The organism is Methylobacterium sp. CM6241 (assembly GCF_054817845.1).
Genome location: NZ_CM139246.1, coordinates 1,005,807 through 1,030,243 on the forward strand (window position 1 = coordinate 1,005,807; position 24,437 = coordinate 1,030,243).

Consider the following 24,437-nt stretch of genomic DNA (forward strand, 5'->3'; position numbering starts at 1 on the left):
TCCTGAGGCGCGGCGACAGCCGCCTCGAAGGAGGCTTCCAGAACCCGTTGCGCGAACTGGAACCCTCCGTCGAGGCCTCCGCTTCGCTGCGTCGCCTCGGGATGAGGTGGTGGGCGAGAGACAGACAGCGTTTCCTCGGCCGGATGAAACCCTACCGCCCCGAGACCGGTTCGTCCTTCGCTGGCTCCGGCAGGGTGCGGCTGCGGCCGAAATCCGCTTCCGCCGTCTCCTGTCCGAGGGCGACGATGCCCCGGCGGATGGCGCGGGTGCGGGTGAACAGGTCGAACAGCGCGTCCCCGTCACCCCAGCGGATGGCGCGGGCGAGGGCCGAGAGATCCTCGTTGAAACGGCCGAGCATCTCCAGCACCGCGTCCTTGTTGGTGAGGAACACGTCCCGCCACATGGTCGGATCGGAGGCGGCGATGCGGGTGAAGTCGCGAAACCCGCCGGCCGAGAACTTGATGACTTCCGATTGCGTCACGGCTTCCAGATCGGCGGCGGTGCCGACGATGTTGTAGGCGATGAGATGCGGCACGTGGCTGGTGATGGCCAGGACGAGGTCGTGATGCTCCGGCGTCATGCTCTCGACGATGGCACCGAGCCCCTCCCAGAAGGCCTGGACCTGCGCCGTGGCGGCCTCGTCGGTGCCCTCCGGCGGGGTGAGGATGCACCAGCGGCCCGAGAACAGGGTCGAGAAGCCGGCATCGGGTCCGGAATATTCGGTGCCCGCCACGGGATGGGCCGGCACGAAACGGACGCCTTCCGGCAGATGGGGCGAGACGGCGGCGACCACCGAGGCTTTCACCGAACCGACATCGGACAGGATGGCACCGGGTTTCAGATGCGGCGCCATCGCCTCGGCGACGGCGCCCACCGCCCCCACCGGCACGCACAGGATGACGAGGTCTGCGCCGGCAATGGCTTCGGCCTCCCCCGTCGCCTCGTCGGCGAGGCCGAGGGCCCGCACACGCTCGATCACGGCCGGGTCGCGGTCAATGGCGACGATGCTCCGCGCCAGCCCGTATTGCCGTGCTCCTCGCGCGATAGAGGAGCCGATCAAGCCGAGGCCGACGATGGCGAGGCGTTCGCAGACGGGGTTCGCCTCAGGCACGGATGCCATCCTTCACGAAGGCGGTGAGCACCGTGACGAAGGCCCGGTTCGCCTCTTCGCTGCCGATGGTGACGCGCAGCGCGTCCGGCAGCCCGTAGGAGGTAACCCGTCGGACGATCACCCCGCGTGCGCTGAGATAGGCATCGGCCTCCGCCGCGCTGCGATTCGGCTCGTCGGGGAAATGGACGAGGATGAAATTCGCGACGCTCGGGGTGACCACGAGGCCGAGCGAGGACACGACCTCGGTCATCCAGGCGAGCCACGTCTCGTTATGAGCGACCGCCGCCGCTACATGCGCCTCGTCGGCGATGGCCGCCGCCCCGGCCGCGATGGCGCTGCCCGACAGGTTGAACGGGCCGCGAATGCGATTCACCGCGTCGATCACCCCCGCCGGGCCCACCATCCAGCCGATCCGCAGGGCCGCGAGGCCGTGGATCTTCGAAAAGGTGCGGGTCATCACCACGTTTTCGGATTCGAGGACCAGTTCGAGGCCGGCGCTGTAATCGTTCGTCCGCACGTACTCGGCATAGGCCCCGTCGAGGACGAGGAGGACGTTCGGCGGTAGGCCCGCATGCAGGCGCCGGATTTCGGCGAAGGGCAGGTAGGTGCCGGTCGGGTTGTTGGGATTGGCGAGGTAGACGATCTTCGTGCGCGGCGTGACGGCGGCGAGGATCGCGTCGACTTCGGCGTGAAGATCGCGCTCGGGCACCACCACGGGCGTGCCGCCGGCGGCCAGGATGGCAATGCGGTAGACCAGGAATCCGTGCTCGGTGAAGATCCCCTCGTCGCCCTCCGAGAGATAGGCGTAGGCGAGGAAGGAGAGGAGCTCGTCCGACCCGGCGCCGCAGACGATGCGGGCGGGATCGAGCCCGTAGCGGAAGGCGATGGCCTCGCGCAGGCGTGTGGAATTTCCGTCCGGATAGAGGGCGAGGCGGAACGCCTCTTCGCGCATCGCCTCGATGGCCAGCGGGCTCGGGCCGAGGGGCGTCTCGTTCGAGGAGAGCTTATGGACCTTCACCGCGCCGGGGGCGCCGCTCTTGCCGGGCACATAGGCCTCGATGGCGAGGATGCCGGGGCGGGGGACGGGACGGGACACGGAGGGAGCGGAGGACATGAGCGCGGGCCGGCTGGAGTTCAGTCTGCCCGTCTAACGCAGCTTGTCCGCCTTGACGAGAGAACCGGCCCTCGCCTGCCCTGCGTCACACCCGGAACCGGGCGGCGTGGCTGCCGATCTCGTCGAGGCTTTCCACGCTCGCACCGGCCCGTTCTAGAACCTCGCGTAATTGCCGGCCGCCGACCCCGCCCGGTACGGCGAGAAGAAGGCAGTGCCCGTCCGCTGCCGTGGCGCGCGCCACCACCTCGCCGTAGAGGCCCTGCACGGCGCGGGCGCTCTCGGGCGTCCAGCTCTCCAGCCGGACCGCGTGGAGCACCCAGTCGCGCTGGGCCGCGGCCGGATCGTCGAGGGGGTTGGCCACCACGAAGACCGGGGTTCCGGCGGGATGGGTCGGCCGCTCGATGAAGGGCAGGCGTGCGATCACCTTGGGCCGGCCTTCACCGACGAGGCCCTCCCACCACGGCGCCTCCGGGCTCGGCGGTGCGGAACCTTCGGGGTCGAGGCGGAAGATGCCGAGATCGCCGCGAGAGGCGGCCACGGCCTCGACCACCGCGGCGCAGGTAGGATGCGGCCGGTAGGGCACCGTGAATCCGAAATGGAATCGCGCCGAGTCGCGCATCGGTGCGTCGCCGCCGGACACGTCGGCATGAACGCTGAACGGGGCCTGGACCCAGGTGAAGGTGGCGATGATGACGCGCCATATCCCCTCCACGGTGTCGAGGGGGAGAAGCCCGCGATGGCGCTCGGCCACGCGCCGCATCATCGAGGCCTCGCGGCCGGGCCGGAAGGCCGAGCCGCTGGCCGAGGTGCGCTTGACCGCGATGAGCCGGTCGATGATCGAGCCGCGCTGGATCAGCAGGGCATGCATCTCCGCGTCGATCCGGTCGATCTCGGCGCGCAGCTCGGCGAGGTTGTCGAGGGGCGGTGCGGGTCTCGTGGTGAAGCGCATGCGGGCTGTCGCGTCCGGCGGCGGGTATGGATCGGGTGTGGATCTTGCCGACCCCGCATGAGGGAGACGGCCGATCGTGTCTACGTTTCCCGAAGCCCGAGGACCAGAGCACCGGTTGTGACCTTCTCGCGCGCGGCCCCTTTCGTTGACGCCCGTGCATACGCACATTACGCCCATCGCTACCCGGCTTCGTCGGGCACCGATGGGAATGGACCTTCGCGAAACGTCGATGGAGCGGCACCCGGCTGTTTCTTCGCATCTCCGCGGAAGCAAATCGGCGAATGACGCGCGAAGACGCCTGATGACCATGTCGCTCGATAGTCTCGCAAAGCCCGACGACGGCAATACCCGGCCGGAGGGCATCCCGTCGGATGCGCCGCTCTCCCGCGACCCGCGAAGCCCGGTGGCCCTGTTCGGGCTCGACGAACCCCTGGCGATGGATGCCGGCGTCGATCTCGCGCCGTTCCGGATCGCCTACCAGACCGCCGGCACCCTCAACGCGGACCGGTCGAACGCGGTGCTCATCTGCCATGCGCTCACCGGGGACCAGCATTTCGCCCATACCCACCCGGTGACGGGAAAGCCCGGCTGGTGGGAGACGCTGGTGGGACCGGGCAAGCCCGTGGACACCGATCGCTACTTCGTCATCTGCTCGAACGTGATCGGCTCCTGCATGGGCTCCACGGGGCCGGCCTCCACCGATCCCGCCACGGGCAAGCCCTACGGCCTCGACTTTCCACTGGTGACGATCCGCGACATGGTGCGGGGCCAGGCGATGCTCCTCGACCGGCTCGGCATCCGCGACCTGTTCCTTTGCGTCGGCGGATCCATGGGCGGCATGCAGGTGCTGCAATGGGCGGCCCTCTACCCGGACCGGGTTTTCTCGGCGCTTCCCATCGCCACCGGCGCCCGCCACTCGGCCCAGAACATCGCCTTCCACGAGGTCGGCCGTCAGGCGATCATGGCCGACCCCGCCTGGGCGGAGGGACGTTACCTCGAAGCCGGCACGCGCCCCGCCAAGGGGCTCGGCGTGGCGCGGATGGGTGCCCACATCACCTATCTCTCTGAGCCGGCCCTGCACCGCAAGTTCGGCCGCCGCTTCCAGGGCGGGTCCGCGCCGACCTTCTCGTTCAACGCCGATTTCCAGATCGAGAGCTACCTGCGCCACCAGGGCCTGAGCTTCGTCGAGCGGTTCGACGCCAACGCCTACCTCTACCTGACCCGCGCCATGGATTACTTCGATCTCGCGGCCGATCATGGCGGGGTGCTCGCCAACGCATTCCGGAACACCAGGACGCGGTTCTGCGTGATGTCCTTCACCTCCGATTGGCTGTTTCCCACGGCGGATTCCCGCGCCATCGTGCATGCGTTGAACGCGGCCTCGGCCTCGGTCGCCTTCGTCGAGGTCGAGAGCGACAAGGGGCACGACGCCTTCCTCCTCGACGAGCCGGTGATGTTCAACGCCGCCAAGGGCTTCATCGACGCCGCCGCCCGGGCGAGGGGCTTGTGACGTCGGTGAGTCGCGTGGCCCCCGCCCCCTGGAGCACGACCGACACGCTGCCACGCAGCGACGGCGCCCGCGTCGACCACCTCGTCGTGCTCGGCCTCGTGCCGCCCAGCGCCCGCGTCCTCGATATCGGCTGCGGCGACGGCACGCTCCTGGCGCTGCTGCGCGACCGGCGCGGCGTCGACGGGCGCGGCATCGAGCTCTCCCGCGAGGGCGTCAACGCCTGCCTCGCGCGCGGCCTGCCGGTGATCCAGGGCGACGCCGACACCGATCTCGCCAATTATCCCGACGACGCCTTCGACGTGGTGGTCCTGTCCCAGACCATCCAGGCGACGCGCAACCCGCGCATCGTCTTGGAACACCTGCTGCGGATCGGCCGGCAGGTGGTGATCTCGTTCCCGAATTTCGGCCATTGGCGGGTCCGCTCGGAACTGGCCTTCCGGGGCCGGATGCCGGTGACCGAGCTGATGCCGGAGGAATGGTACGAGACCCAGAACATCCACCATTGCACCATCCGCGACTTCGTCGGCCTATGCCGGACCGTGGGGGCCGAGATCGAGAAGGCCACTGCGCTCGACGCGCGCGGCCGGCCGATGCGGATCTCCATGCCGTGGTGGGTCTGGAACCTGTTCGGCGCGCAGGGAGTGTTCCTCCTGCGGCGCGGCGACGGAGCGTCGTCCGACCCGACATAGGGCGATCCGGACGCCCTCCAGCGAAGCGAGGGTGCGGCTGCCGGCGCCCGCCATGCGGCAATCTCCACTGATGGCCTGCATGGACGACATCCGGCATGAGGGGCGGCCGATGGCGCAGGAGGAGACATCCTATTGAGATTTGGGGATCGAGACCGGACTCGAGCGGAAGAGTCGCGTTCGCCGACGATCATGCATTTGCAGCAGGCATCGAGCGGCCGGTCCTTCGCCCTGCAGCTGCTCATCGTCCTGGTCCTGCTCGTCACCGCGCAGACCTATGACGGATCGATTCACGGGCTGGGACACTGGATCGTCCTGTCCGTCTATGCCGGGGCCTCGATTCTCCTGGCGCTGCTCAGCCTGCGAACGGCACCGGGTACCGGCATCCCCGTGGGCCCGAGCCGAGGATGGCTCGGCTGGGGCTCGACCCTCCTCAATGCCAGCGTCGCGATCTACGTCCTCGTCGAGCACATGTTTCTGGGCGCCGCCGACACGGAGGAGGCAGCCGCCGCGGTCAGCCGGATCCCGGCCTTCCTGATCCTGCTGCAGACCGCGCTCACCATGCGCGTCTGGCACACCTGCCTCTTCGCCGGTCTGGTGACGGCGGGGTGGGGCGGCGCCATCCTGTTCGTCTATCTCTCGCCAGAGAGCCATCATCTCGGACCGCACGTCACCCTCGACGAGGAAGTTCCGGGGCTTCTCACCTTCATGGTCGCCAGCCTCGTGGTCCTCGACGGTGTGCGGCGGCTGACCTGGGCGGTGGCGGCGACGTTCCGGCTGGAGCGAGAGCGCCTGATTCTCACCCGGTTCGTCCCGGCCGCCGTCGCTGAGGATCTGGCGCAGGGCGGCGGTCCGGGCGAGGTCCAGGAGCGTCATGCCTGCCTGTTCGCCCTCGACATCCGCGGCTTCTCGGCGCTGACGCGGACACGGCCTCCCCAGCAGGTTGTGGAGGTCCTCATGGAGATGCGCGCCCTGACGCATCGGGCCGTGACGGAACGCGGCGGCATCGTCGACAAATATATCGGCGACGGTGTGCTGGCGCAGTTCCTCGTCGGCCCTCCCCAGGCGCAGGCGCGCGCGGCCTTCACCTGTGCCGAGGCGGTCCAGCTGCGGCTGGCGGCCCTCAACCGGCGCCTCGCGGAGAAAGGCCTTCCCTCGTTGCGCGTCACCATCGCGCTGCATGCCGGCGACGTCCTCGTCGGCGTCTTCGACGACGGTCATCGCGCGGAATTCACCGTGCTCGGCCCGGCGATGAACACCCTCGCGCGCATCGAGGCGCGGGCCAAGGCCGTGGACCTCCCGATCGCCATCTCGGAGGATTTTCGCGATCTCCTTGCCGGCTCCGGGGCGAGCGGTCTCAACTGGATCTCGGCCGGGACGGTGAGCGAGGCCTCCGGGCCCCGGCTCTACGCCGTCGCGCGCTGAATCGTATCCGGCCCGATGCCATCGGCAGACTCGTCACTTAATCCCGCATGGTTCGTGTGCCGTGACACGTCATGAAGGAAAAAGACTTCCTATATCAGTTTCATACAGAGTGAAGCGGGCCAAATATCTGGTCTGCACTGTAAAGGAACTTATTAAACGCCATGATGAACCGTATCGCCGCCGTCGCTACCGCTCTTGTGCTTGGCGCTGCTTCGATCTCTTCTGCAACGGCGTTCGAGCGCCCCTCGCGCTACACCTCGTTCTCGCCCTATGACGTCACCGAGACCGGCTCCCTCAGGGAGGTCAGCCGCCCACCCGCCTATCTGGGCTGCCCGATGAGCTCGGCCGCCGAAGGCAATGCCAACCAGCAGAACTTCCCGGTCCAGCAATACGGTCAGACCTCTGGCGGAAACCGCTGCTGATCGTTTGAGACGAGAGGGACGAACATGGTTCTGAAGGGCTTTTCCTACGCCATGATCGGTGCCTTCGCGGGCGGCCTGATCTGGACGATCGTCGGCACCGCGAGCGTCTTCCTGGCCTCGTAGGTCGGATCTTTCACCAAGACCGGAACGCTGTGCGGCGGGGCGAGAGCCCCGCCGTTTCCATGTCAGGGATCGCGCCGGATCTCCAAGGTGGCGACCTCGTAGGTGATCGCCGCCCCTCCCCTTTCGAACTGTCGGATGACCGTCCGCAATGCGCCGGGCGAGAGGGGACGGACGGTGCCCGGCGTTCCCGCCCCGATGGCGCGAAGCGAGCGGAGGAAGGCCCGGCCGTCCGCGTGCTTCTCGACGACCGGCTCCAGGAACAAGTTACTCGTGCAGCCGGCGAACCGGAGCCGGGCCAGAGCTTCCGCCGTCGGATAGGACGGCGTGGCGGGGCGATGGCCAACGGCCTCATGCGCCTCGTGCCATTCGCGGAATGTGCCGGACGCCAGAGTCGTCACCGCGAGGAACCCGCCGGGCGCCAGCAGACCGGAAAGGCGGCCGAGCGTGCCCTCCAGATCCTCGAACCATTGCGCCGCCAGGCTCGAACAGATCAGGTCGAAGCCCGGCGCCAGGCAGGGCCGCTCGCCGTCCATGACGAGAAAGGTCAGGTCGGGCCGATGCTGCATGCGCTCACGCCCCCGCCGGATCATGGCGGGTGCCAGATCGGAGGCGACCATCATGCCGGGCTTCACACGAGCGAGGACGGCCTGTGTGAGGAAGGCGGTGCCGCAGCCGATTTCGAGAATGCGTGGCGATGGGGCGAGGGGCAGGAGGGCGATGCGTTGCGCCAGCCGTCCAGCGACCTCCGCCTGGATGATTCCGGCGGCATCGTAATGATCTGCCCCGTCGAAGGCCCGGGCCACAGCCTGTTTCCAGGAACGCATCGGTGCCGTCGGCGGGGTCATCGGTCAGGCTGCGATAGCGTGGCCGGAGGGCGCGGTCGAGGGGCCGCATACCTGCCGCCTGCGGCTGTCTGCGACGCAGCCTCCTTCGTCATCCACACTCCTCCACAGGGGTGCGATCGCTCTGCATCGTTGACGAACGCTTTACGAAAAGCTGCCCATTGTTCCGATATGTGGCGTAGCGTACTCGCGTTTTCCGTTCTCGGCCTCATTGGCGCAGGTCTCACCGGCTGTGGACGCAGCCCGTTCGAGAGCCGTGAGCCTTGGCGCGACCAGACCGAACAGGCCTGCAACGCCAAGCGGCTGGTGGAGACCACCGAATTCGTGACGCCGGTGAAGGAGATCGCCGGCCCGGGCGTCTGCGGCATGCTGCAGCCATACCGGATTACCCGTCTCGGCAAGGGCTCGGTCGTGCTCAAGCAACGGATGACGCTGGCCTGCCCGGCCCTGGCTGAGGCCGAGGCATGGCTGGCCGACACGATCCAGCCCGCCGCCAACCTGTATTTCGGTCAGCCCGTGGCGGAGATCAACGCGGGCTCCTATGCCTGCCGTGGACGCAACAACCAGGCCGGGGCCAAGCTCTCGGAGCATTCGTTCGGCAATGCCGTCGACATCATGTCGTTCAAGCTCGCCGACGGCTACGTCATCACCGTGAAGGGCGGCTGGCGCGGCACCGAGGCCGAGCAGGGCTTCCTGCGCGAGGTCTTCATCGGTGCCTGCGCGCGCTTCTCCACCGTGCTCGCCCCCGGCTCCAACGTCTTCCATTACGACCATATCCACGTGGATCTCGCCCGCCACGACCCGCGCGGCCTCAAGCGCATCTGCCAGCCGCTGCTGAAATTCACGCCGCAACTCGGTGCGGACGGCGTGCCCCGGCCGGTCTCGCGGCCTCGCCCGGTCGAGCGCCAGCCCGCCGCGCCGCAGGCCCCCGTCGATATCGAGGAGGACGATCCCTACGGCGTGACGCCGATGTCCTCGAACCGGCACCCGGCGCGGACGAGCCCGCAGGTCGCCCGCTCGCCCTCTCCTGCCCTCTCCGCTGCCGTTCCGTCCGCCCGCGCGCCCTCGGCCTATGCCTCCACGCCGGTGACCCGTCCGGCGCCGCGCCCGCAGACGTCCCGACTCGCGGCGGCACCCACCTATGACGAACCCGCGCCGGGCTTCTCGGCCGAACCGCTCTCCCTCGCCGCGCCCGGCCTCTCGGACCCGATCTACTGAGGGCCGGACTGTGTTCCGGCTGCCCCAGGCCGGAGCGAAAGCGACGACACCACGGCCCTTCCGCTTGACACCGCTCGACGAGACGCCATCGTCCCGGAATGAACGGACTCCAGCGAAAAGACGCCGGCATGCGCCTGAATTCTCTCGTCACCGCCCTGGCCCTCGGCCTCGCCCTCGCGGGCAGCCTGCAACCCGCCTTCGCCCGCTCGGGCCGCGAGGAGATCACCCCAGCCGAGGAGCGTGAGTTCCCGTTCGATGGCGACATCCCCGGCTGCCAGGATTCCTCGGTGCTGGAGAAGGTGTCGAGCCAGTTCGCCGAGAAGGAGGCGAAGTTCTGGAACTCGAGCCTCACCATCGTGGGCTATGACCGGATCGAGCGGACCGCGTGGCGCCCCTGGGGGCTCGACACCTATCCCCGCCGGTTCTGCAGCGCGGTGGCGACCACCTCGGACGGCATCAAGCGCAAGGTCGATTATTCCGTGCGCGAGGGTCTCGGCCTGATCGGCGCAAGCTGGGGGGTCGAGTTCTGCGTCCACGGCCTCGACCGCAACCTCGCCTATGCCTACGCCACGGCCTGCCGCGAAGCCCGTCCGTGAGACGTGCCTCGGCGCTCGCCGCACTCTTCCTGACGGCGTTCGCCGGAACCGCGCAGGCCCAGGGCTACGGACGCGGCGGCACGCCCGGCGAGTTCGATTTCTACGTGCTGGCCCTGTCCTGGTCGCCGACCTATTGCGAAACGGCCGGGCGGCGTGACGCCGACGGCCAGTGCCGGCCGGGTCGCGGCCTCGGCTTCGTCGTCCATGGGCTATGGCCGCAATATACGCGGGGCTACCCGTCCGACTGCTCTTCCGTGGAACGCTCTCCCACCCGCCAAGCCATGGACGTGGCAGGTGAAGTTTTTCCCAGCGAGGGACTGGCTCGCCACGAATGGCGCAAGCACGGCACCTGCTCGGGCCTCGACCCGATGTCGTATTTCAAGGCTACCGCCCAGGCGCGGCAGGCCGTGACGATCCCGGCCGCCTTCGCCAAGCCCGATTCCGATACCCGCATCGCTCCCGTCGACATCGCCCGTCAGTTCGTCGCGGCCAATCGGGGCCTGCGCCCGGACATGATGTCGGTCACCTGCACCCGGGGAGAGTTGCAGGAGGTGCGGGTCTGCTTCACCAAGGATTTGCGCGGCTTCACGCCCTGCCCCGAAGTGGCGCGGCAGAATTGCCGTGCGGGCGAGATCGCCGTCGACGCGAGCCGGTGAGGCCAGGAACCTGCGCCCATGAATTACAGGCACGCCTTCCACGCCGGCAACTTCGCCGACGTGCTCAAGCACCTCGTGCTGACGCGCGTGCTCCATCATCTCCAGGCCAAGCCCACGGGCTTTCGCGCCATCGACACCCATGCGGGCCTCGGTTTCTATGACCTGACCGGCGACGAGGCCGGGCGGACGGGCGAGTGGCATGACGGCTGGGGCCGTCTCGATACCCCCTTCCCCGAAGAGGTGGAGGCGCTGTTCGGCCCCTATCGCGAGGCGGTCGCCGCCACCCAGGCACGCCACGGGGCGACTATCTATCCCGGCTCTCCGGCGATCATCCGCGAATTCCTGCGGCCCAGCGACCAGGGCGTCTTCGTCGAGTTGCACCCGGCCGATGCCGAGATCCTGCGCGAACGCTACAACCAGGATCCGCGCACCAAGGTGATGCATCTCGATGGCTGGACCGCCCTCAACGCGCTGATCCCGCCTCCCGAGCGGCGCGGAGTCGTGCTGATCGACCCGCCTTACGAAGAACTCGGCGAGGTCGACCGGCTTGGCGCGGCTCTGGCCAAGGCCGTCGCGAAATGGCCGACGGGCATCTATCTCGGCTGGTATCCGATCAAGGATGTCGGCCTCATCGACCGCATGGTGGCGGAACTGGACCGTTCGCTCTCCCGGCCCGCCCTGCGTATCGACCTAATGATCTCGGAGCCGTATCCGAACCGCCTCAATGGCAACGGCCTCATCGTCATCAATCCGCCCTGGCGTCTCGCCGACGAGGCGGCCCTTTTCCTGCCCGCTCTAGCCGAGCGGCTGGCGCGCGGAGATTACGGGGCCTTCCGCTGCGACGCGTTCGGCGTCGAAGCTTGAGTTCTTCCCTGAAGGTCGCCCCATCGATGGATTCCGCGATTCCCATCGCCAGCGCGGCGATTCCGGGCAGCGTCGAGACGATGCGGCTCGTCCGCTATGACGACGCCTACTCGATCATGGTCGGCAGCGCCGAACTGATGAACGACCGGCACCGCGATTCGGAGCGGGCCCTGGCCACGGTCACCTGCGCGCGGCTCGAGGGAAATCCGGCGCCGAAGATCTTGATCGGCGGGCTCGGCATGGGGTTCACTCTGCGTGCGGCCCTCGACGCTCTCGGCCCCAAGGCGGAAGTCGTCGTGGCCGAACTGATGCCGGCGGTCATCGCCTGGGCGAACGGACCACTTGTCCATCTCTTCACCGGGAGCCTCGACGATCCGCGCGTGACCCTGGTCGAGGCCGATGTGAACCGCCTCATCCAGTCGGGACAGGCTCAGTTCGATGCCATTCTCCTCGACGTCGACAATGGCCCCAAGGGGCTGACGCGCCGGGAGAACGACCGGCTCTACGATGGCTGGGGTCTCAAACGGGCGCATTACGCGCTGCGGGAGGGGGGAATCCTGGCCGTCTGGTCCGGGGGGCCGGACCGCCGGTTCAAGAAGCGGCTCCGCCGTTTCGGCTTCGATGTCGAAGAGCACCGCTATCCCGCCCATCCCGGCGGCCGCCGTCACGTGCTCTGGATCGCCGTGAGGATGGACGGGCACACCGAGGCGGGCCGGCGAAACGGTTAGCTCCGTCGCCGAACCGCCTCGATCTTGTCGATCTCAGTAATTGTAGGACCGGCGCGGATAGGCCTGGTTCGGTGCGTAGCCGGCTCCACGCTGCTGCACCCGCGATCCGTACTCGATCTCGCGCTGCTGCTTGGCGCGGCGATTGGCGAGATAGCGACCGCCGATGCAGCCCGCGACCGCGCCCACCACGCCGCGCTCGGCGAGGTAATGCCCGGCGAGGCCACCGATGATCGCGCCTTTGATGCAGCCTTTGGCTTCGGCCGCTCCCGTGCTTGCCACAGTGAGCAGCGCCAGGGCCGAGAGCGTTGCAACGATGCGCATGATCATCCTCCACGATTTTGCTGGGAGGAAACACCGGCCCGGAGCTTAGCGTTCCGGGCACGGCTCAGGGGGATGACGAGAAACCGCGTTGCGCGGCGCACTGGCCTCAAGCGGCGACGCGCCCTTCCAGCGGGAACACCTTGGCGGGGTTCATCAGCCATTTCGGGTCGAACACGTTGCGGACCCGCATCTGCTGGTCGAGATCGACCTGCGCATACTGGAAGCGCATGAGCTCGCGCTTCTCGATGCCGACACCATGCTCGCCGGTGAGGCAGCCGCCGACCTCGACGCAGAGCTTCAGGATCTCGTCTCCAGCGGCCTCCGCCTTTTGCAGCTCGCCCGGCTTGTTGATGTCGAAGAGGATGAGGGGATGCAGGTTGCCGTCGCCTGCATGGAACACGTTGGCGACGCGAAGCCCCTTATCGGCGCAGATCGCGCCGATGCGCTCCAGCACCAACGGTAATTGCCCGGTGGGAATCGTGCCGTCCATACAGATGTAGTCCGAGATGCGGCCCGTGGCGCCGAAGGCGGATTTGCGCCCTTTCCAGATCGCGGCGCTCTCGGCTTCGGATTTCGAGACCCTGATGCTGGTCGGCCGGTAGTCGCGGGCGATCGCCTCGATCCGGGACAGCATCGCCTCGCATTCCTCGTCCGATCCTTCGACCTCGATGATCAGCATCGCTTCGGCGTCACGCGGATAGCCGGCCTGGGCGAAATCCTCGGTGATGAGGATCGCCTCGCGATCCATGTATTCCATGGCTACCGGGATGATGCCGGCGGCGATGATCGCGGCGGTGCAGGCGCCCGCATCCTCCACCGAGGAGAAGCCGACCAGGGCCGGGCGCGCGCCTTCGGCCGCGCGCAGGATCCTCACCGTCGCTTCGGTGACGATGCCGAGCTGCCCTTCCGAGCCGCAGATCAGGCCGAGGAGATCATAGCCGGCGCTGTCGAGATGGGCGCCGCCGATCTCTGCCACGGTGCCGTCGCTCATCACCAGGGTGACACCGAGGAGGTTGTTGGTGGTCACGCCGTATTTCAGGCAATGCGCGCCGCCCGAATTCATCGCGATGTTGCCGGCAATGGTGCAGGCGAGCTGGCTCGACGGGTCCGGCGCGTAGAAGAACCCTTCATGGCTGACCGCCCCCGAGATGGCGAGGTTGGTTAGACCCGATTCGACCCGAGCGACGCGGTTCTCGAAATCGACGTCGAGGACGCGGGTCATCTTGGCGACGCCGAGGATGATCGCGTCTTCCTGGGCGATCGCTCCGCCAGCGAGGGAGGTGCCGGCGCCGCGCGCCACCACCCGCACGCCGTTGGCGTGGCAATAGGCCATCACGGCGGAGACCTCGGCCGTGGTCGAGGGCAGGACCACCGCGAGTGGCATCTTGCGGTAGGCCGTCAGCCCATCGGTCTCGAAGGCGCGGCGCTCGTCCTCGGTCACGATCAGGGCCTCCGCCGCGACGAGGGGGCGCAGGCCGGCGATGATCGTTTCGCGGCGAGCGAGAATATCGGGATCGGGGGTGGGGAAGGCGATCGACATGGGGCGGGCGCTCCTCGATGGATCGGCCTGTCTTCAGCCACCGCTCAGCTTGGAAGGACTAAAAACGAGCCTTGAACCGTTCAGGACAATGGAATTGGAAGATATCTAAACGATAACCGGTTTCGATGCATCAGGATCGGGTGTGTCGACGTTGTCTGAAGGCGAAATGGAGAGGTGTCGGCTTCGTTTCGCCGCACGGACCGCGAGGCGAGTTTGGAACGTTCCCAGTCTCGATCTGTTCTAAAACCAAAAGCTCTGCCATAAGCTCGGCTGGCTCATGCTGCCCAATGGAGGAAAAATCATAATGCGTCACCTCATCCTCGGCGCCGCCCTCGCGCTCATGCTCCCGATCTCCGCCCAGGCTCAGGAAGCCGGCGACGCGGCAGCCGGCGAGAAGGCTTTCGCGCCTTGCAAGGCCTGCCACAATTTCGTGAAGAACGGCGTCGGTCCCGATCTGAAGGGCGTCGTCGGCCGCAAGGCTGGCACTTACGAGGGCTACAGCTACTCGGCCGCTCTCAAGGGCTCGGGCATCACCTGGGACGAGGCGAACCTCAAGGAGTGGCTGAAGGACCCGAAGGCGAAGGTGCCCGGCAACAAGATGGTCTATCCCGGCCTCAAGGACGACAAGAAGCTCGCTGACGTGATCGCCTACCTCAAGACCCAGAACTGAGAGCGTTCCCCGATCCTCCGCCGGATCGGAATCAGCGATCGAGAGGCCGCTTCCCCGCCGGGGAGGCGGCCTTTTTCATGCCCTTGCCCCTCGCCCGGAGACAGCGGTTTCCGCCATGGCGTCGGCCACGTTGTCGTGAAGCGCGCCGCGCAGCATCACGAGGGATTCGAGGAGCGCGTGCCGTGCCTCCTCCGACATTCCCGTCAAGGCGCCGGCGAGGCCGGGCACGCAATCCATCCGCCCCTGCAGTTCGCGGCCCTTCGGCGTCAGGAAGATGCTCACTTGGCGCTCGTCGGCCCGGTCGCGGGCGCGGCGGACATGGCCCGATGTCTCCAGCCGCTTGAGAAGGGGCGTGAGCGTTCCGGAATCGAGGAACAGGCGCGTGCCGATCTCCTTCACCGTCAGCCCCTCCTGTTCCCAGAGGACGAGGAGGACGAGGTACTGCGGGTAGGTTAGATCATGGGCGGCCAGCAGGGCACGGTAGGCACGACCGAAAGCGTGAGCCGCAGAATAGACCGCGAAGCAAAGCTGGCCGTCGACCCCCCTTTCGGCGACCGGGACGTCCTGGGATTCAGAGGTCTGCGTGGTGGTCCGGCCCGCCATTCGTGCGGCCTCCTTCATGTCGGTCGGGTACGGTGTCGGGTCCGAGCCGAGTACCCTATCTAATTGATAATGCGGAATGGTCACCAACGTTCGCGGTAATTCCGCATCATGGTTGCGCGCAATCGGGTTTGGTGCCATATGGAATATCAGTTGCGCGCAACCGAGTTTCGTTCACCCGAGGATCAGTGGTGGCGAAAATTTCTTCGTTAAAGGAACGAAGCCTCGCCGAACCTCAGTTCCAGACGCAATCCCTATTTCATACCCAGCAGAAAGTACCCCCGATGAAGGCTCTCTACACCGCTCATGCCCACGCCACCGGCGGCCGTGAAGGTTCGGCCTCCACCGACGACAAGGCCGTCGATGTCACCCTCGTGACGCCGAAGGAACTCGGTGGCGGCGGCGGCAACGGCACGAATCCCGAGCAGCTCTTCGCCACCGGCTATGCCGCATGCTTCCTCGGCGCGATCAAGTTCGTCGCCGCCAAGGACAAGGTGAAGATCCCCGAGGACGCCAAGGTCGAATCTTCGGTGGGCATCGGCCCGCGCGACGACGGCGAAGGCTTCGGTCTCGTCGTCACCCTGAAGGCGACCCTGCCCGGCATCGAGCGGGACAAGGCCGAGGATCTGGTGAAGCGCGCCGATGTGGTGTGCCCCTATTCCCACGCTACCCGCGGCAACATCCAGGTCGATATCAGCGTCGCCTGAACCTGCTCGAGCGAAGCCGGAGGAGTCCTCCTCCGGCTGTCAGGCCGTCGTTACGATGAGGACGGTTCCCTCGATCCCGGTGACCCGGATCCGGGTGCCGGCCGGTGCGTCGGCACCGGAGACGCGCCACACGGTGTCGTTCACCCTGATCCGCCCGACCCCTTCGGTAATGGCGGTATCGAGGCGAAATTCCTGGCCGATCAGCCCGTTCGCACCCCGATTGAGACTGTTGGGCCGTCCGGCCATCCGCTTCTGCGCGAGGATGACGAGCCCCACCGAGAGGCCGGCGAAGAACAGGATCTGAGCCTGCCAGGGCATGGGCACGAGGGCTGTCTCCAGCCCCGTGATCATGGCCGCGATGCCGAGCCAGACCAGGAACACGCCCGAGATCGCGAGCTCCGCTCCCATCAGGAGCAGCCCGATCAGGACCCAGGTCCAGACCGGCCCCAAAGCGCTCAGGATGTCGAGGTTCACGAGGAGCTTCCGCTGCTCGGCCCGACTTTGGGCGGCAGGCCGGAGCTCTTTCGCGTCTGCGCCGCTCCCTCGCCGAACACGCTACGGGTGATCTCGGCGATGCCACCCAGGGTGCCCGCGAGGGAGGCCGCCTCGATCGGCACCACCACCACCCGCTGGTTCGGTGCTGTGGCCAGGGCCTTGATCGCGTCCACGTATTTCTCGGCCACCAGGAAATTTGCCGCCGCCAGATCGCCCTCGGAGATGGCCGCGCTGATGAGGCCGGTCGCGCGCGCCTCCGCCTCGGCGCTGCGCTCGCGCCCCTCCGCGTCGCGGAAGGCAGCCTCGCGCCGGCCTTCGGCTTCGAGGATGGCGGATTGCTTGCGCCCTTCGGCGCGCAGGATATCGGCCTGCCGATGGCCCTCGGCTTCGAGTACGGAGGCACGCTTCTCGCGCTCGGCCTTCATCTGGCGCGCCATGGCGCCGGCGAGATCGGCGGGCGGCAGGATGTCCTTGATCTCGATGCGAGTCATCTTCACGCCCCAGGGCGAGGAGGCCGCGTCCATGACATGGAGCAGGCGCTCGTTGATCTCGTCACGGTGCGACAGCAGCTGGTCGAGATCCATGGAGCCGACGACGGTGCGGATGTTGGTCATCGTCAGCGTCATCATCGCGGTTTCGAGGTTCGAGATCTCATAGGACGCCTTGGCCGCGTCGAGCACCTGATAGAACACCACCGCGTCGATCTTCACCCCCGCATTGTCGCGGGTGAAGGCCTCCTGGCTCGGCACCTCGATGACCTGCTCCATCACGTTCACGCGCCGGCCGATCCGCTCCACATACGGTGCGATCAGGCCGAGCCCGGATTCGAGGGTGCGCGAGTACCGGCCGAACCGCTCCACTGTGTAGACGTGGCCCTGCGGGATCACGTTGATGCCGATGGCTAGGGTGACGACCACCAGGATCACGAGCGCCACCGCCACCACGCTCAACCCGATCGAGAGATCCATGCCTGTCCCCACATCCCTTCAAGGAAGGGCATTGAGGCCGAGCGTCTTCCCCTATGCAAGGCGAATCATCCTCGCGTCAGCGCGCCCAAACTCCGAGGCGTTCCGTCCGCGCACGGTCTTCGGCAGCGACGAGATCGGGCGTTGCCTCCGAAGAGGCCCGGCCTCCGCCGTTGAAGAGCACGACTTCGGACAGGTCGCGGCCTTCCACCGCGCAGAGATAGGCCGCACTTCCGGCGACCGGCTGGCACGTCACCGGACGGCCGGCGAGGTAGCGGGTCAGTTCCTCCGGCTGCCCGCCACGGACCCATTCCACGCCGAACAAGCGAACGAGCTTGCCGCCGACGCGCAGGGTTGCGGTGTCGATCACTTCGGTCTTGCCGGTGACGGCATTGGACGGCTGTGGGGGATTGGCCCGGCTCTCCTCGGCCGAGGGCGGGCTCGGCTCTTCCGCGGGAATCCCGGGGGGCGTCGCCGGCGGAACGGTCTCACGCGGGTTGGTCATGGTGGATGGCTGGTTCTGGGCCTGCTGCGTTTGGGGCGGCTGCGTCGGCGGGGCCGAATCCTGTGCCTTCGTTTCTTGGCGCGGAGCTTCCGCATCCGGTGCGGAGGCCGGCCTGTCTTCCCCACCGCCCTGGGTGAGGAGCAAGATGAGGGCGAGGCTGCCAAGCAGTCCCGCGCCTGCGAGCACGCTCGGCCGGGTCAGGATCGTGCCGTCATCCCGCCGAAGGCGACGGACCCGGTCACCGGCGCGGGCGAGCAGCCCGGGCCAGCGGGCTGGTTGCGCTCCTTGGCCTGGGGTCGCCAGAGGAGACGTCGTGCCGTTCTTTGCAGCGAGGCCCGAGAGACGCTCACGAGCGATGGCGACGGTCTCGCGGGTCCTGTCGCCGAAGGAGGCCCCGATGCGCATGCCGCGCTCGCGCAGACTCGGTTGCGGCCCGGCGCCTTGCCCGTCGCTCGGGCGATCGGCCAGGGAGTGGCGGACGTTGCTCAAAGTGCCCGCCAGGGTCGCCGAGACCGCAGCCGCGGCGGACCTTCCCCTGGCGACCGAACGGGCCATCACGGAGCGGGCCAGCTCAGACTGCGTTTCCACGAACCGGGACGTGGCCGCCTTGATCTCGTCCGATGCGGTGGGCTCGGGCGGCACGTCCGCCACGGGTTCGGGTGGCACCGGTACGAACAGCGCCCCATGACGCTCCCGCAATTCGGCGAACAGCTCCGATAAGGTCAGGGGGCCGGTCTCGCCCTGACGCGGTGTCCCGGAACGGTCGACGATTCGGTAGAAGGGTGGAGCGGATGTCGGCTCGACCACGGCCTCAGCCAAAAGCTGAAGCGTCCGCCGGGCCACCGGGAAAGCGTTCTGGCGCCGGATCTCCGCATCGATCAGGGATTTGACTGCCTCTCGGGCAGCCCGAGCAGCGACAATGGCCGGAGCCTCGGCCTCGTCGGACGGATTCGTTTTCGAAGCCTTGCCGGTGGCGCGCGTCCTGTCGGCGGCGCGTGACGTGTCCGTTGCGCGTGTCTTTGGGGCGGTCGCGATCATTGGTTCGACTGTGGCTCAGGCACCATGCCGTGTCGATACGGCCGCACTCAGCGGTCCAGGTGCGAAGCGGCGCAGGACGCGGCTCGACTCAGACACGATCACCGGGCGTGATCCGGCGAACGAAATCTCGAGGGTCAGTTCCGCCACGCCCTGCGAGCGGGCACCGTTCCTTGGGTTCGCGGCACGGAAATCGAAGGTCGAGCGCACGATACAGCTGCTCGTGTTGACGCTGCAGGCCGTGCGCGGGGAGCCGTCCTGCATCACGTAGCGGCGGTCCGGCCAGCGTCGGACGAAGCGGCGCTTCTCCGCCATCACCGCCGTCAGCGACAGGGTGCGACCGTGGAAGCGGACATGATCGGCGTAGAAGCGCGGTGCTGCGGCGACCATGCCATCGCCGGGCTCAGAGATCGCGTCGAGATAATCCTCGTTCAGCCTTTGGGCCTTGCGTGCCCATTCGGGAAAGCGATCCTCGGAGGCCATCGCCATGCTCGGGGGCGGTGCGCCGGGGGAGACGGTGAGGGGAAGCGCGTTCGGCGGAACCTGCGAGAGCCGGCGGGGGGAATGCCTGGTCTCGGCGTGGCGGGTGCCACGACGAGCCCGCCGCGGTGCCTCCGCGCCTCTCTCCGCGACGGATGCGGCGCGCGTCGTGGTCTCGGGCTTCGCCGCCTGGGCCGGGCTGCTCTGGGGGGCCTCTTGCACCGCCTGAGGGGAGACAGGTTTCGCCTCACTCTTGGGTTCGGGCTTCACATCGGCCTTGGCCGGGGGGTCGACCCAGGCCGGGCGCCCCTGCGCCTCGGCGCTGACCGTAGAGACCAGGGCCACGAGAAGGGCGGCCGAGCAGGTGGAGAACAATCCGTGGTGCATGGCATCTCACCGCTGTCGCGAACGACGTGGAAGGTGGGCACGACCGCATCAAAGCGCCCGGCCGAAGGAAAACGTCGAAGGGAAACGTCAGGGTCGCGTGTTCGGTTGCCCGCGTCGAACCGGGTCGTTCACCAAAGGACCTCGCCCCGGCAAGAGACCTAGCATACCGCCGCGCCGACCGGTCGGGTCAGCCTTCGTTCCCCGCGCTATGCCCGTTGTTCCCAACGGTTGGCGGGCATTCTCCGCCGAAGTTGCAGGCACGCTTTCTCCCTGGGAACATCCTGTCCCCGGGGCGTTGCCGCCGATCTCCTGAAGCCGATCTCCTGGGCATGACCTCTTGCCATCCTCGCGGGAGCGCCCACCTCTTGAGAGCTTGACGGGTCCGGGCCCCTCTGGCGGCCGAGGCGTCGGCCGCGATGTCGGACTCCTTCTCTGCCTTTGCGCTGACGCGGCGCGAACGCACCGGGGGGTTCTGACACACGTGGTTGTATCGATGATCTTTTGCGGCATCTCGGGATGCTCGTTTTCGGAGGTGGCCTCATGAGTGCCGCATCCACTCGCCGGGCCCTCCTCCTCGTCAATCCGAACGCTCGGAACGGCTCGTTTTCCCTCGACGCCGTGCGCGATTCCTTGCGCGCCGCCGGCATCGAGCCCTTCGAGCCGCCGGGCGATCCCGATTGCACGGCAGTGATCAAGCGTCACGCGAAGGAGTGCGATCTCGTCATCCTCGGCGGTGGCGACGGCACCATGAATTCGGCCGCTCCCGCTCTGGTCGAGACCGGATTACCGTTGGGGATCCTGCCGCTCGGCACCGCCAATGACCTCGCCCGCTCCCTCGGCCTGCCCACCGACCCGGTGGAAGCCGCCGAGCTCATCGGCACGGCGAAGCCCCAGGCGGTGGATCTCGGCTGGGTCAACGGCCGCTACTATTTCAACGTCGCGAGTATCGGCTTCTCCGCCGATCTTGCGGGTGACCTCACCGCCGAATCGAAGAAGAAATGGGGCACGCTCGGCTACGCCATCGCGGCCATGCGCGTCCTGAGGCGGGTACGTCCCTTCACGGTCTATCTCGAACATGACGGACTGACCGAGACCATCACCACGATCCAGGTCTCGGTGGGCAACGGGCGCCACTATGGCGGCGGGATGACCGTGGAAGAGACCGCCACCGTCGATGACGGCAAGCTCGATTTCTATAGCCTGGAGGTCACGCATTGGTGGCGGCTCATCGCGCTGCTGCCGGCCCTCCGTCGGGGCACCCAGGGCAAGGCCGCCGACGTTCGTGCCTTCAACACCACCGAGATCGTAGTGAAGACGAAGAAGCCTCGTCCGGTGAACACCGACGGGGAACTCTCCACCTATACGCCGGCGCATTTCAAGGTCGTGCCCAAGGCCCTCCGGATCTTCGCGCCGGAACCTTCTGAGCGTCCCGGCATCGTGCCCGCCGCATCCTGATCTTCCGCCGCTTTCCGACCTGACGACGTTCGAGGTTTTCTCCCCGTGGATTCGCTTCTTCAACTCGCCGCCGACCCGACCGCCTGGGTGGCGCTCGCCACCCTGATCGTGATGGAGGTGGTGCTCGGTATCGATAACCTGATCTTCATCTCGATTCTCACCAACAAGCTGCCGGCCCATCAGCAGACCAAGGCCCGCCGCATCGGCATCGGCCTCGCTCTGATCCTTCGCCTCGGCCTGCTCGGCACCGTCGCCTACATCGTCCACCTGACGCAGCCGGTCTTCGAGATCTTCGGCAAGGCCTTCTCCTGGCGGGACATGATCCTCATCGGCGGCGGCCTGTTCCTGCTGTGGAAGGCGACGAAGGAGATCCATGAGAGCGTCGATCCCGACGACGGCCACGAGGACGCGTCCGCCCCGGTGGCGCTGAGCTTTGCCACAGCTGTCGGCCAGATCCTGGTCCTCGACCTCGTCTTCTCCATCGACAGCATCATCACGGCCGTCGGCATGACCGATCACGTGCCGATCATGGTGATCGCCGTCATCACGGCCGTCACCGTCATGCTGCTGGCAGCCGACCCGCTGGCGCGCTTCATCGCCGCCAACCCCACCGTGGTGATGCTGGCTCTCGGCTTCCTCATCATGATCGGCATGACGCTGATCGCGGAAGGTTTCGGCGCCCACGTACCGAAGGGCTATATCTACACTGCCATGGCCTTCTCGGCCGGCGTCGAGGGGCTCAATCTCCTCGCCCGGCGCCGGAAGCGGGGCAAGACCAGCGCGGGGTAGGGGCAAAGCCCCTCCCCTTCAGTTTCACGGGAAAACGAAGAAAGGCCCGACCGGGACAGCGGTCGGGCCTTTCTTCGTTCGATTATCGATCGGTCTTGGCGGATGGGCTGAAACTTCACTCGCTCGCCTGCGCAGGCGGGTGACGGTCCGCGGCCAACGTCGCCGGTCGCGGACGCGTCTTCGTGACCGCCTACAGGATCGGCTCGCGTAGGGCCGAGGTCTCGCGAGCACAGATCGCCGCGTCCGGTGGCAAGCCTTCTTGCGAGAGGTTCTTGCCAATCTCCACCCGTGCCTTTTCGAGATCGGCCCGGAAGCCCGCATCGCCCTGGAGCGCGCTGATGACGACGCTGGCCGTGGTGCGTCCGGCCTCCACGTCGCTGGCCCAATGCACGCCGCAAACGATGCGGTTCTCACCGTAAGCCTTGCCGCGCAGGAAGAACTGTGTGGCCTTCTCCGGCACCAGGGCCGCGAGGATGGATGCGTAGGCCCAGCCTTGAGTCGCGTGACTCGAGGGGAAGCTGAACGCGTCTCCGAGTTCGCGGGTCCGCGCCACGCAGATCTCCGCGTCGTTGCCGACGAAGGGACGCAGGCGACGGTAATGTTCCTTGAGTGGGCGGGTGGCCCGGCTGATATCGAGGCGCGTGCGTTCGAGCAGCGTCATCAGGGCCGGCGAGCGGGACTGATCGATCTTGCGCCCGAGTACGCAGGCGAAATCATCGAGGATGGCCGAGGGGCCGTCCGCCACATCCGCCGTGGCGAGTTCCCAGCGCGCGCTACCCTTCAGGGCGCGGGTCGCCGAGAAGATGGTCTTATCTGCCGTCTCGGCGGCCGATTGACCCCGCGGGGGCGGAGGCAGGATCGCGACTGTATCGGGTGCTGTGGCGTCGGACAGATAGGGCGCGCGTGCCGGCATCCCCGGCGTCAACGGTGTCGCTGCGACGGCCGGCGCCGACCGAGGCTTTCCGCTCGTGGCTTTGGTGTCGGCGGGGTTCGGCGTGGGCGCCTGCGCCATGACGGGAGCCGCCATGAAGGCGCAGGACGTGAAGGCAAGCGACGCGAGAGCGGGAAGCAGAGGAGACATGGCAGCGGCTCAGGGTGAAATGCGTCGGGAATGGCAAGCGATAGGGGAGCCATAGGGTTCCTGAACGACACTCGTATGGCACTCGAAACGCATGACATTTCGCCATTCCGTAACGAATGTGTCCCTCGGCGGCCGCGGGATCCCCCTAACGGATGCCCGCGCGGATCGCGGCGGCGACCTCCCACGGATATTCCTCGTGCGGGCTGAGGGCCCCCGGAACCGAAGCCTTGGCCACATGGCCGGCGGCGATGAGGGCGTCCATCTCGGCGCCGGACCGGCGCGGGGCGCGTTCGGGACGCAGGACCAGGATCGGCGGAAGCCCTTCGGCTTCGAACAGGGCCAGGAAGTCCTTGCGGCCCTTGAACGGGTCGAGCCCTCCGGTGACGAAGGCCGCCGTGCCGAACCGGCCACCCGGCTGGAGCGTCACGGCATGTTTGTCGGCGATGATGCCCGGTGTGACGTGGTCCGGATCGGCATAGACATGCGCGCGCATCATCCGGCCGATCACCGGGGGACTGATATTGATGCGGTAGAGCGCCTCGCCGAGAAGCGGAAGCTCGATGGCCTTGCGGATCCCCGAGAGCCAGCCACGGCGCGCATCACCGAGCGCGGTGGGCAGCGGTCCACGCCATGTGGGAGCGACGAGAGCGAGCTGGTCGAACTGGCCTGGATGCCGTTGGGCGGCTGCCACGAGATAGGGGGCCGCATGACCCGCCGCGATGCCGATGGCGTAGGGGCCCGGCACGGCTGCGATCAGCGAATCCATGAAGGCATGGAAAGTCTCCGGCTCCATGGCGATGCGGGATCGCGGATGGTTGCCGAAGCCGGGCCAGTCGGGAATGAGGCAGCGGCAGTCGTGGCCCAGGATCTTGGCCAGGGGCCGCATCTCCGCCCGTGCTGAGATCGACGACAGGGCGGGCAGGAGCAGAGCGGCCGGGCCGCTCCCGACGATGTCGCACGGCGTAGGGACCTTGCGCTCCAGCACGTCGAGCTGAAAGCCACGGGTGGAGTGGGCAGGCTCGATCATCGCTGGCAACGCCTCATCCGGGACGGTCTGCATCGGATTGGAGATCTAACGCGCCGGTCGCTGCCGCATAGGCCGGCTCGGTGTCGCGCCAGGGCCGATGACGACCGTCCGCCTCCCCTCTTTCCTCGACGGGAAA

26 protein-coding genes are annotated in these 24,437 nt (G+C 67.5%); 13 read left to right on the plus strand and 13 right to left on the minus strand.

Annotated features, from left to right (window positions below):
* Positions 1–151: 151 nt before the first annotated feature.
* The 3 genes from ACYQR9_RS04665 to ACYQR9_RS04675 all read right to left on the minus strand — a co-directional run bounded on the left by ACYQR9_RS04665 (position 152) and on the right by ACYQR9_RS04675 (position 3,174).
* Entirely contained in the window at positions 152–1,111 is a 960-nt protein-coding gene (locus ACYQR9_RS04665; protein ID WP_461228852.1) for a prephenate/arogenate dehydrogenase family protein, read from the minus strand.
* Complete coding sequence (locus ACYQR9_RS04670; protein WP_461228853.1) at positions 1,104–2,225, minus strand: pyridoxal phosphate-dependent aminotransferase; 1,122 nt, start codon at positions 2,223–2,225, stop codon at positions 1,104–1,106. Before ACYQR9_RS04670 ends, ACYQR9_RS04665 begins: the two co-directional genes overlap by 8 nt.
* Before the next feature lie 85 nt (positions 2,226–2,310).
* Positions 2,311–3,174, minus strand: coding sequence for a chorismate mutase (locus ACYQR9_RS04675; RefSeq protein WP_461228854.1), 864 nt, complete (start codon positions 3,172–3,174; stop codon positions 2,311–2,313).
* Positions 3,175–3,475: 301 nt separating this feature from the next.
* Between ACYQR9_RS04675 and metX the strand changes: the two genes are divergently transcribed.
* From metX to ACYQR9_RS04695, 4 genes are all read left to right on the plus strand, one after another.
* Complete coding sequence (gene metX / locus ACYQR9_RS04680; RefSeq protein WP_461228855.1) at positions 3,476–4,684, plus strand: homoserine O-acetyltransferase MetX; 1,209 nt, start codon at positions 3,476–3,478, stop codon at positions 4,682–4,684.
* 5 nt (positions 4,685–4,689) lie between these two features.
* Positions 4,690–5,373 carry a methionine biosynthesis protein MetW gene (metW, locus tag ACYQR9_RS04685; protein WP_056423365.1) on the plus strand — a complete coding sequence of 228 codons (684 nt, stop codon included), beginning with the start codon at positions 4,690–4,692 and terminating at the stop codon, positions 5,371–5,373.
* A 189-nt stretch (positions 5,374–5,562) separates the two neighbouring features.
* Positions 5,563–6,795: an adenylate/guanylate cyclase domain-containing protein gene (locus ACYQR9_RS04690; RefSeq protein WP_461228856.1), complete on the plus strand. Its 1,233-nt coding sequence runs from the start codon at positions 5,563–5,565 to the stop codon at positions 6,793–6,795.
* A gap of 161 nt (positions 6,796–6,956) precedes the next feature.
* Positions 6,957–7,217 (plus strand): hypothetical protein, encoded by a 261-nt coding sequence (locus tag ACYQR9_RS04695; protein WP_311275658.1) that lies wholly within the window; start codon positions 6,957–6,959, stop codon positions 7,215–7,217.
* A gap of 185 nt (positions 7,218–7,402) precedes the next feature.
* Here the strand turns inward: ACYQR9_RS04695 and ACYQR9_RS04700 are convergent, their stop codons facing one another.
* The gene (locus ACYQR9_RS04700) at positions 7,403–8,164 is read right to left on the minus strand and encodes a methyltransferase domain-containing protein (protein ID WP_461228857.1); all 762 of its coding nucleotides are present in this window, start codon (positions 8,162–8,164) and stop codon (positions 7,403–7,405) included.
* Between the two features lie 189 nt (positions 8,165–8,353).
* Between ACYQR9_RS04700 and ACYQR9_RS04705 the strand changes: the two genes are divergently transcribed.
* The 5 genes from ACYQR9_RS04705 (at position 8,354) to ACYQR9_RS04725 (ending at position 12,244) form a co-directional block, all read left to right on the plus strand.
* Positions 8,354–9,400 carry an extensin-like domain-containing protein gene (locus ACYQR9_RS04705; RefSeq protein WP_461228858.1) on the plus strand — a complete coding sequence of 349 codons (1,047 nt, stop codon included), beginning with the start codon at positions 8,354–8,356 and terminating at the stop codon, positions 9,398–9,400.
* A gap of 128 nt (positions 9,401–9,528) precedes the next feature.
* The gene (locus tag ACYQR9_RS04710; RefSeq protein WP_461228859.1) at positions 9,529–9,996 is read left to right on the plus strand and encodes a hypothetical protein; all 468 of its coding nucleotides are present in this window, start codon (positions 9,529–9,531) and stop codon (positions 9,994–9,996) included.
* A complete protein-coding gene (locus ACYQR9_RS04715) occupies positions 9,993–10,652 on the plus strand; it encodes a ribonuclease T2 family protein (protein WP_056423016.1) in 660 nt (219 codons plus the stop codon). The genes ACYQR9_RS04710 and ACYQR9_RS04715 overlap by 4 nt, the downstream gene beginning before the upstream one ends.
* 18 nt (positions 10,653–10,670) lie before the next feature.
* The gene (locus ACYQR9_RS04720; protein ID WP_207411164.1) at positions 10,671–11,516 is read left to right on the plus strand and encodes a 23S rRNA (adenine(2030)-N(6))-methyltransferase RlmJ; all 846 of its coding nucleotides are present in this window, start codon (positions 10,671–10,673) and stop codon (positions 11,514–11,516) included.
* The gene (locus ACYQR9_RS04725) at positions 11,513–12,244 is read left to right on the plus strand and encodes a spermidine synthase (RefSeq protein WP_461228860.1); all 732 of its coding nucleotides are present in this window, start codon (positions 11,513–11,515) and stop codon (positions 12,242–12,244) included. Before ACYQR9_RS04720 ends, ACYQR9_RS04725 begins: the two co-directional genes overlap by 4 nt.
* 33 nt (positions 12,245–12,277) lie before the next feature.
* Here the strand turns inward: ACYQR9_RS04725 and ACYQR9_RS04730 are convergent, their stop codons facing one another.
* On the minus strand, positions 12,278–12,565 hold the full coding sequence (locus ACYQR9_RS04730) for a hypothetical protein (RefSeq protein ID WP_026176297.1): 288 nt from the start codon (positions 12,563–12,565) through the stop codon (positions 12,278–12,280).
* 106 nt (positions 12,566–12,671) lie between these two features.
* A complete protein-coding gene (locus ACYQR9_RS04735) occupies positions 12,672–14,105 on the minus strand; it encodes an FAD-linked oxidase C-terminal domain-containing protein (RefSeq protein WP_461228861.1) in 1,434 nt (477 codons plus the stop codon).
* A gap of 304 nt (positions 14,106–14,409) precedes the next feature.
* On the opposite strand from ACYQR9_RS04735, the gene ACYQR9_RS04740 reads away from it, so the two are divergent.
* Positions 14,410–14,775, plus strand: a complete 366-nt coding sequence (locus tag ACYQR9_RS04740; protein ID WP_056249457.1) for a c-type cytochrome — start codon at positions 14,410–14,412, stop codon at positions 14,773–14,775.
* A 75-nt stretch (positions 14,776–14,850) separates the two neighbouring features.
* On the opposite strand, the gene ACYQR9_RS04745 is transcribed toward ACYQR9_RS04740, so the two are convergent.
* Positions 14,851–15,378 carry a MarR family winged helix-turn-helix transcriptional regulator gene (locus ACYQR9_RS04745; protein WP_246748202.1) on the minus strand — a complete coding sequence of 176 codons (528 nt, stop codon included), beginning with the start codon at positions 15,376–15,378 and terminating at the stop codon, positions 14,851–14,853.
* 281 nt (positions 15,379–15,659) lie between these two features.
* On the opposite strand from ACYQR9_RS04745, the gene ACYQR9_RS04750 reads away from it, so the two are divergent.
* Complete coding sequence (locus ACYQR9_RS04750) at positions 15,660–16,082, plus strand: organic hydroperoxide resistance protein (protein ID WP_056148692.1); 423 nt, start codon at positions 15,660–15,662, stop codon at positions 16,080–16,082.
* Between the two features lie 39 nt (positions 16,083–16,121).
* On the opposite strand, the gene ACYQR9_RS04755 is transcribed toward ACYQR9_RS04750, so the two are convergent.
* The 4 genes from ACYQR9_RS04755 to ACYQR9_RS04770 all read right to left on the minus strand — a co-directional run bounded on the left by ACYQR9_RS04755 (position 16,122) and on the right by ACYQR9_RS04770 (position 19,949).
* On the minus strand, positions 16,122–16,556 hold the full coding sequence (locus ACYQR9_RS04755) for an NfeD family protein (protein WP_461228862.1): 435 nt from the start codon (positions 16,554–16,556) through the stop codon (positions 16,122–16,124).
* On the minus strand, positions 16,553–17,545 hold the full coding sequence (locus tag ACYQR9_RS04760; protein ID WP_056423036.1) for an SPFH domain-containing protein: 993 nt from the start codon (positions 17,543–17,545) through the stop codon (positions 16,553–16,555). The genes ACYQR9_RS04755 and ACYQR9_RS04760 overlap by 4 nt, the downstream gene beginning before the upstream one ends.
* Positions 17,546–17,621: 76 nt before the next feature.
* Positions 17,622–19,085: a thermonuclease family protein gene (locus ACYQR9_RS04765; protein WP_461228863.1), complete on the minus strand. Its 1,464-nt coding sequence runs from the start codon at positions 19,083–19,085 to the stop codon at positions 17,622–17,624.
* Positions 19,086–19,100: 15 nt separating this feature from the next.
* The gene (locus ACYQR9_RS04770) at positions 19,101–19,949 is read right to left on the minus strand and encodes a hypothetical protein (protein ID WP_461228864.1); all 849 of its coding nucleotides are present in this window, start codon (positions 19,947–19,949) and stop codon (positions 19,101–19,103) included.
* Between the two features lie 540 nt (positions 19,950–20,489).
* On the opposite strand from ACYQR9_RS04770, the gene ACYQR9_RS04775 reads away from it, so the two are divergent.
* A complete protein-coding gene (locus ACYQR9_RS04775; RefSeq protein ID WP_207414246.1) occupies positions 20,490–21,404 on the plus strand; it encodes a lipid kinase in 915 nt (304 codons plus the stop codon).
* A 45-nt stretch (positions 21,405–21,449) separates the two neighbouring features.
* Positions 21,450–22,193, plus strand: coding sequence for a TerC family protein (locus tag ACYQR9_RS04780; protein ID WP_311275669.1), 744 nt, complete (start codon positions 21,450–21,452; stop codon positions 22,191–22,193).
* Positions 22,194–22,383: 190 nt separating this feature from the next.
* Here ACYQR9_RS04780 and ACYQR9_RS04785 read toward each other — a convergent pair whose 3' ends face one another.
* Together ACYQR9_RS04785 and ACYQR9_RS04790 are read right to left on the minus strand one after the other, a co-directional pair.
* Positions 22,384–23,274 carry an acid phosphatase gene (locus ACYQR9_RS04785; protein ID WP_056423048.1) on the minus strand — a complete coding sequence of 297 codons (891 nt, stop codon included), beginning with the start codon at positions 23,272–23,274 and terminating at the stop codon, positions 22,384–22,386.
* Between the two features lie 145 nt (positions 23,275–23,419).
* Positions 23,420–24,301 carry an alpha/beta fold hydrolase gene (locus tag ACYQR9_RS04790; protein ID WP_461228865.1) on the minus strand — a complete coding sequence of 294 codons (882 nt, stop codon included), beginning with the start codon at positions 24,299–24,301 and terminating at the stop codon, positions 23,420–23,422.
* Positions 24,302–24,437: the final 136 nt, after the last annotated feature.

Coding starts and splice junctions, on each gene's coding strand:
- ACYQR9_RS04690 (WP_461228856.1), top strand. CDS start 5,563: ATGCATTTGCAGCAGGCATCGAGCGGCCGGTCCTTCGCCCTGCAGCTG.
- ACYQR9_RS04710 (WP_461228859.1), top strand. CDS start 9,529: ATGCGCCTGAATTCTCTCGTCACCGCCCTGGCCCTCGGCCTCGCCCTC.
- ACYQR9_RS04740 (WP_056249457.1), top strand. CDS start 14,410: ATGCGTCACCTCATCCTCGGCGCCGCCCTCGCGCTCATGCTCCCGATC.
- metX (WP_461228855.1), top strand. CDS start 3,476: ATGACCATGTCGCTCGATAGTCTCGCAAAGCCCGACGACGGCAATACC.
- ACYQR9_RS04695 (WP_311275658.1), top strand. CDS start 6,957: ATGATGAACCGTATCGCCGCCGTCGCTACCGCTCTTGTGCTTGGCGCT.
- ACYQR9_RS04670 (WP_461228853.1), bottom strand. CDS start 2,225: ATGTCCTCCGCTCCCTCCGTGTCCCGTCCCGTCCCCCGCCCCGGCATC.
- ACYQR9_RS04785 (WP_056423048.1), bottom strand. CDS start 23,274: ATGTCTCCTCTGCTTCCCGCTCTCGCGTCGCTTGCCTTCACGTCCTGC.
- ACYQR9_RS04790 (WP_461228865.1), bottom strand. CDS start 24,301: ATGATCGAGCCTGCCCACTCCACCCGTGGCTTTCAGCTCGACGTGCTG.
- ACYQR9_RS04720 (WP_207411164.1), top strand. CDS start 10,671: ATGAATTACAGGCACGCCTTCCACGCCGGCAACTTCGCCGACGTGCTC.
- ACYQR9_RS04745 (WP_246748202.1), bottom strand. CDS start 15,378: ATGGCGGGCCGGACCACCACGCAGACCTCTGAATCCCAGGACGTCCCG.
- ACYQR9_RS04705 (WP_461228858.1), top strand. CDS start 8,354: ATGTGGCGTAGCGTACTCGCGTTTTCCGTTCTCGGCCTCATTGGCGCA.
- ACYQR9_RS04765 (WP_461228863.1), bottom strand. CDS start 19,085: ATGATCGCGACCGCCCCAAAGACACGCGCAACGGACACGTCACGCGCC.
- ACYQR9_RS04760 (WP_056423036.1), bottom strand. CDS start 17,545: ATGGATCTCTCGATCGGGTTGAGCGTGGTGGCGGTGGCGCTCGTGATC.
- ACYQR9_RS04770 (WP_461228864.1), bottom strand. CDS start 19,949: ATGCACCACGGATTGTTCTCCACCTGCTCGGCCGCCCTTCTCGTGGCC.
- ACYQR9_RS04675 (WP_461228854.1), bottom strand. CDS start 3,174: ATGCGCTTCACCACGAGACCCGCACCGCCCCTCGACAACCTCGCCGAG.
- ACYQR9_RS04730 (WP_026176297.1), bottom strand. CDS start 12,565: ATGCGCATCGTTGCAACGCTCTCGGCCCTGGCGCTGCTCACTGTGGCA.
- ACYQR9_RS04775 (WP_207414246.1), top strand. CDS start 20,490: ATGAGTGCCGCATCCACTCGCCGGGCCCTCCTCCTCGTCAATCCGAAC.
- ACYQR9_RS04700 (WP_461228857.1), bottom strand. CDS start 8,164: ATGCGTTCCTGGAAACAGGCTGTGGCCCGGGCCTTCGACGGGGCAGAT.
- ACYQR9_RS04750 (WP_056148692.1), top strand. CDS start 15,660: ATGAAGGCTCTCTACACCGCTCATGCCCACGCCACCGGCGGCCGTGAA.
- ACYQR9_RS04735 (WP_461228861.1), bottom strand. CDS start 14,105: ATGTCGATCGCCTTCCCCACCCCCGATCCCGATATTCTCGCTCGCCGC.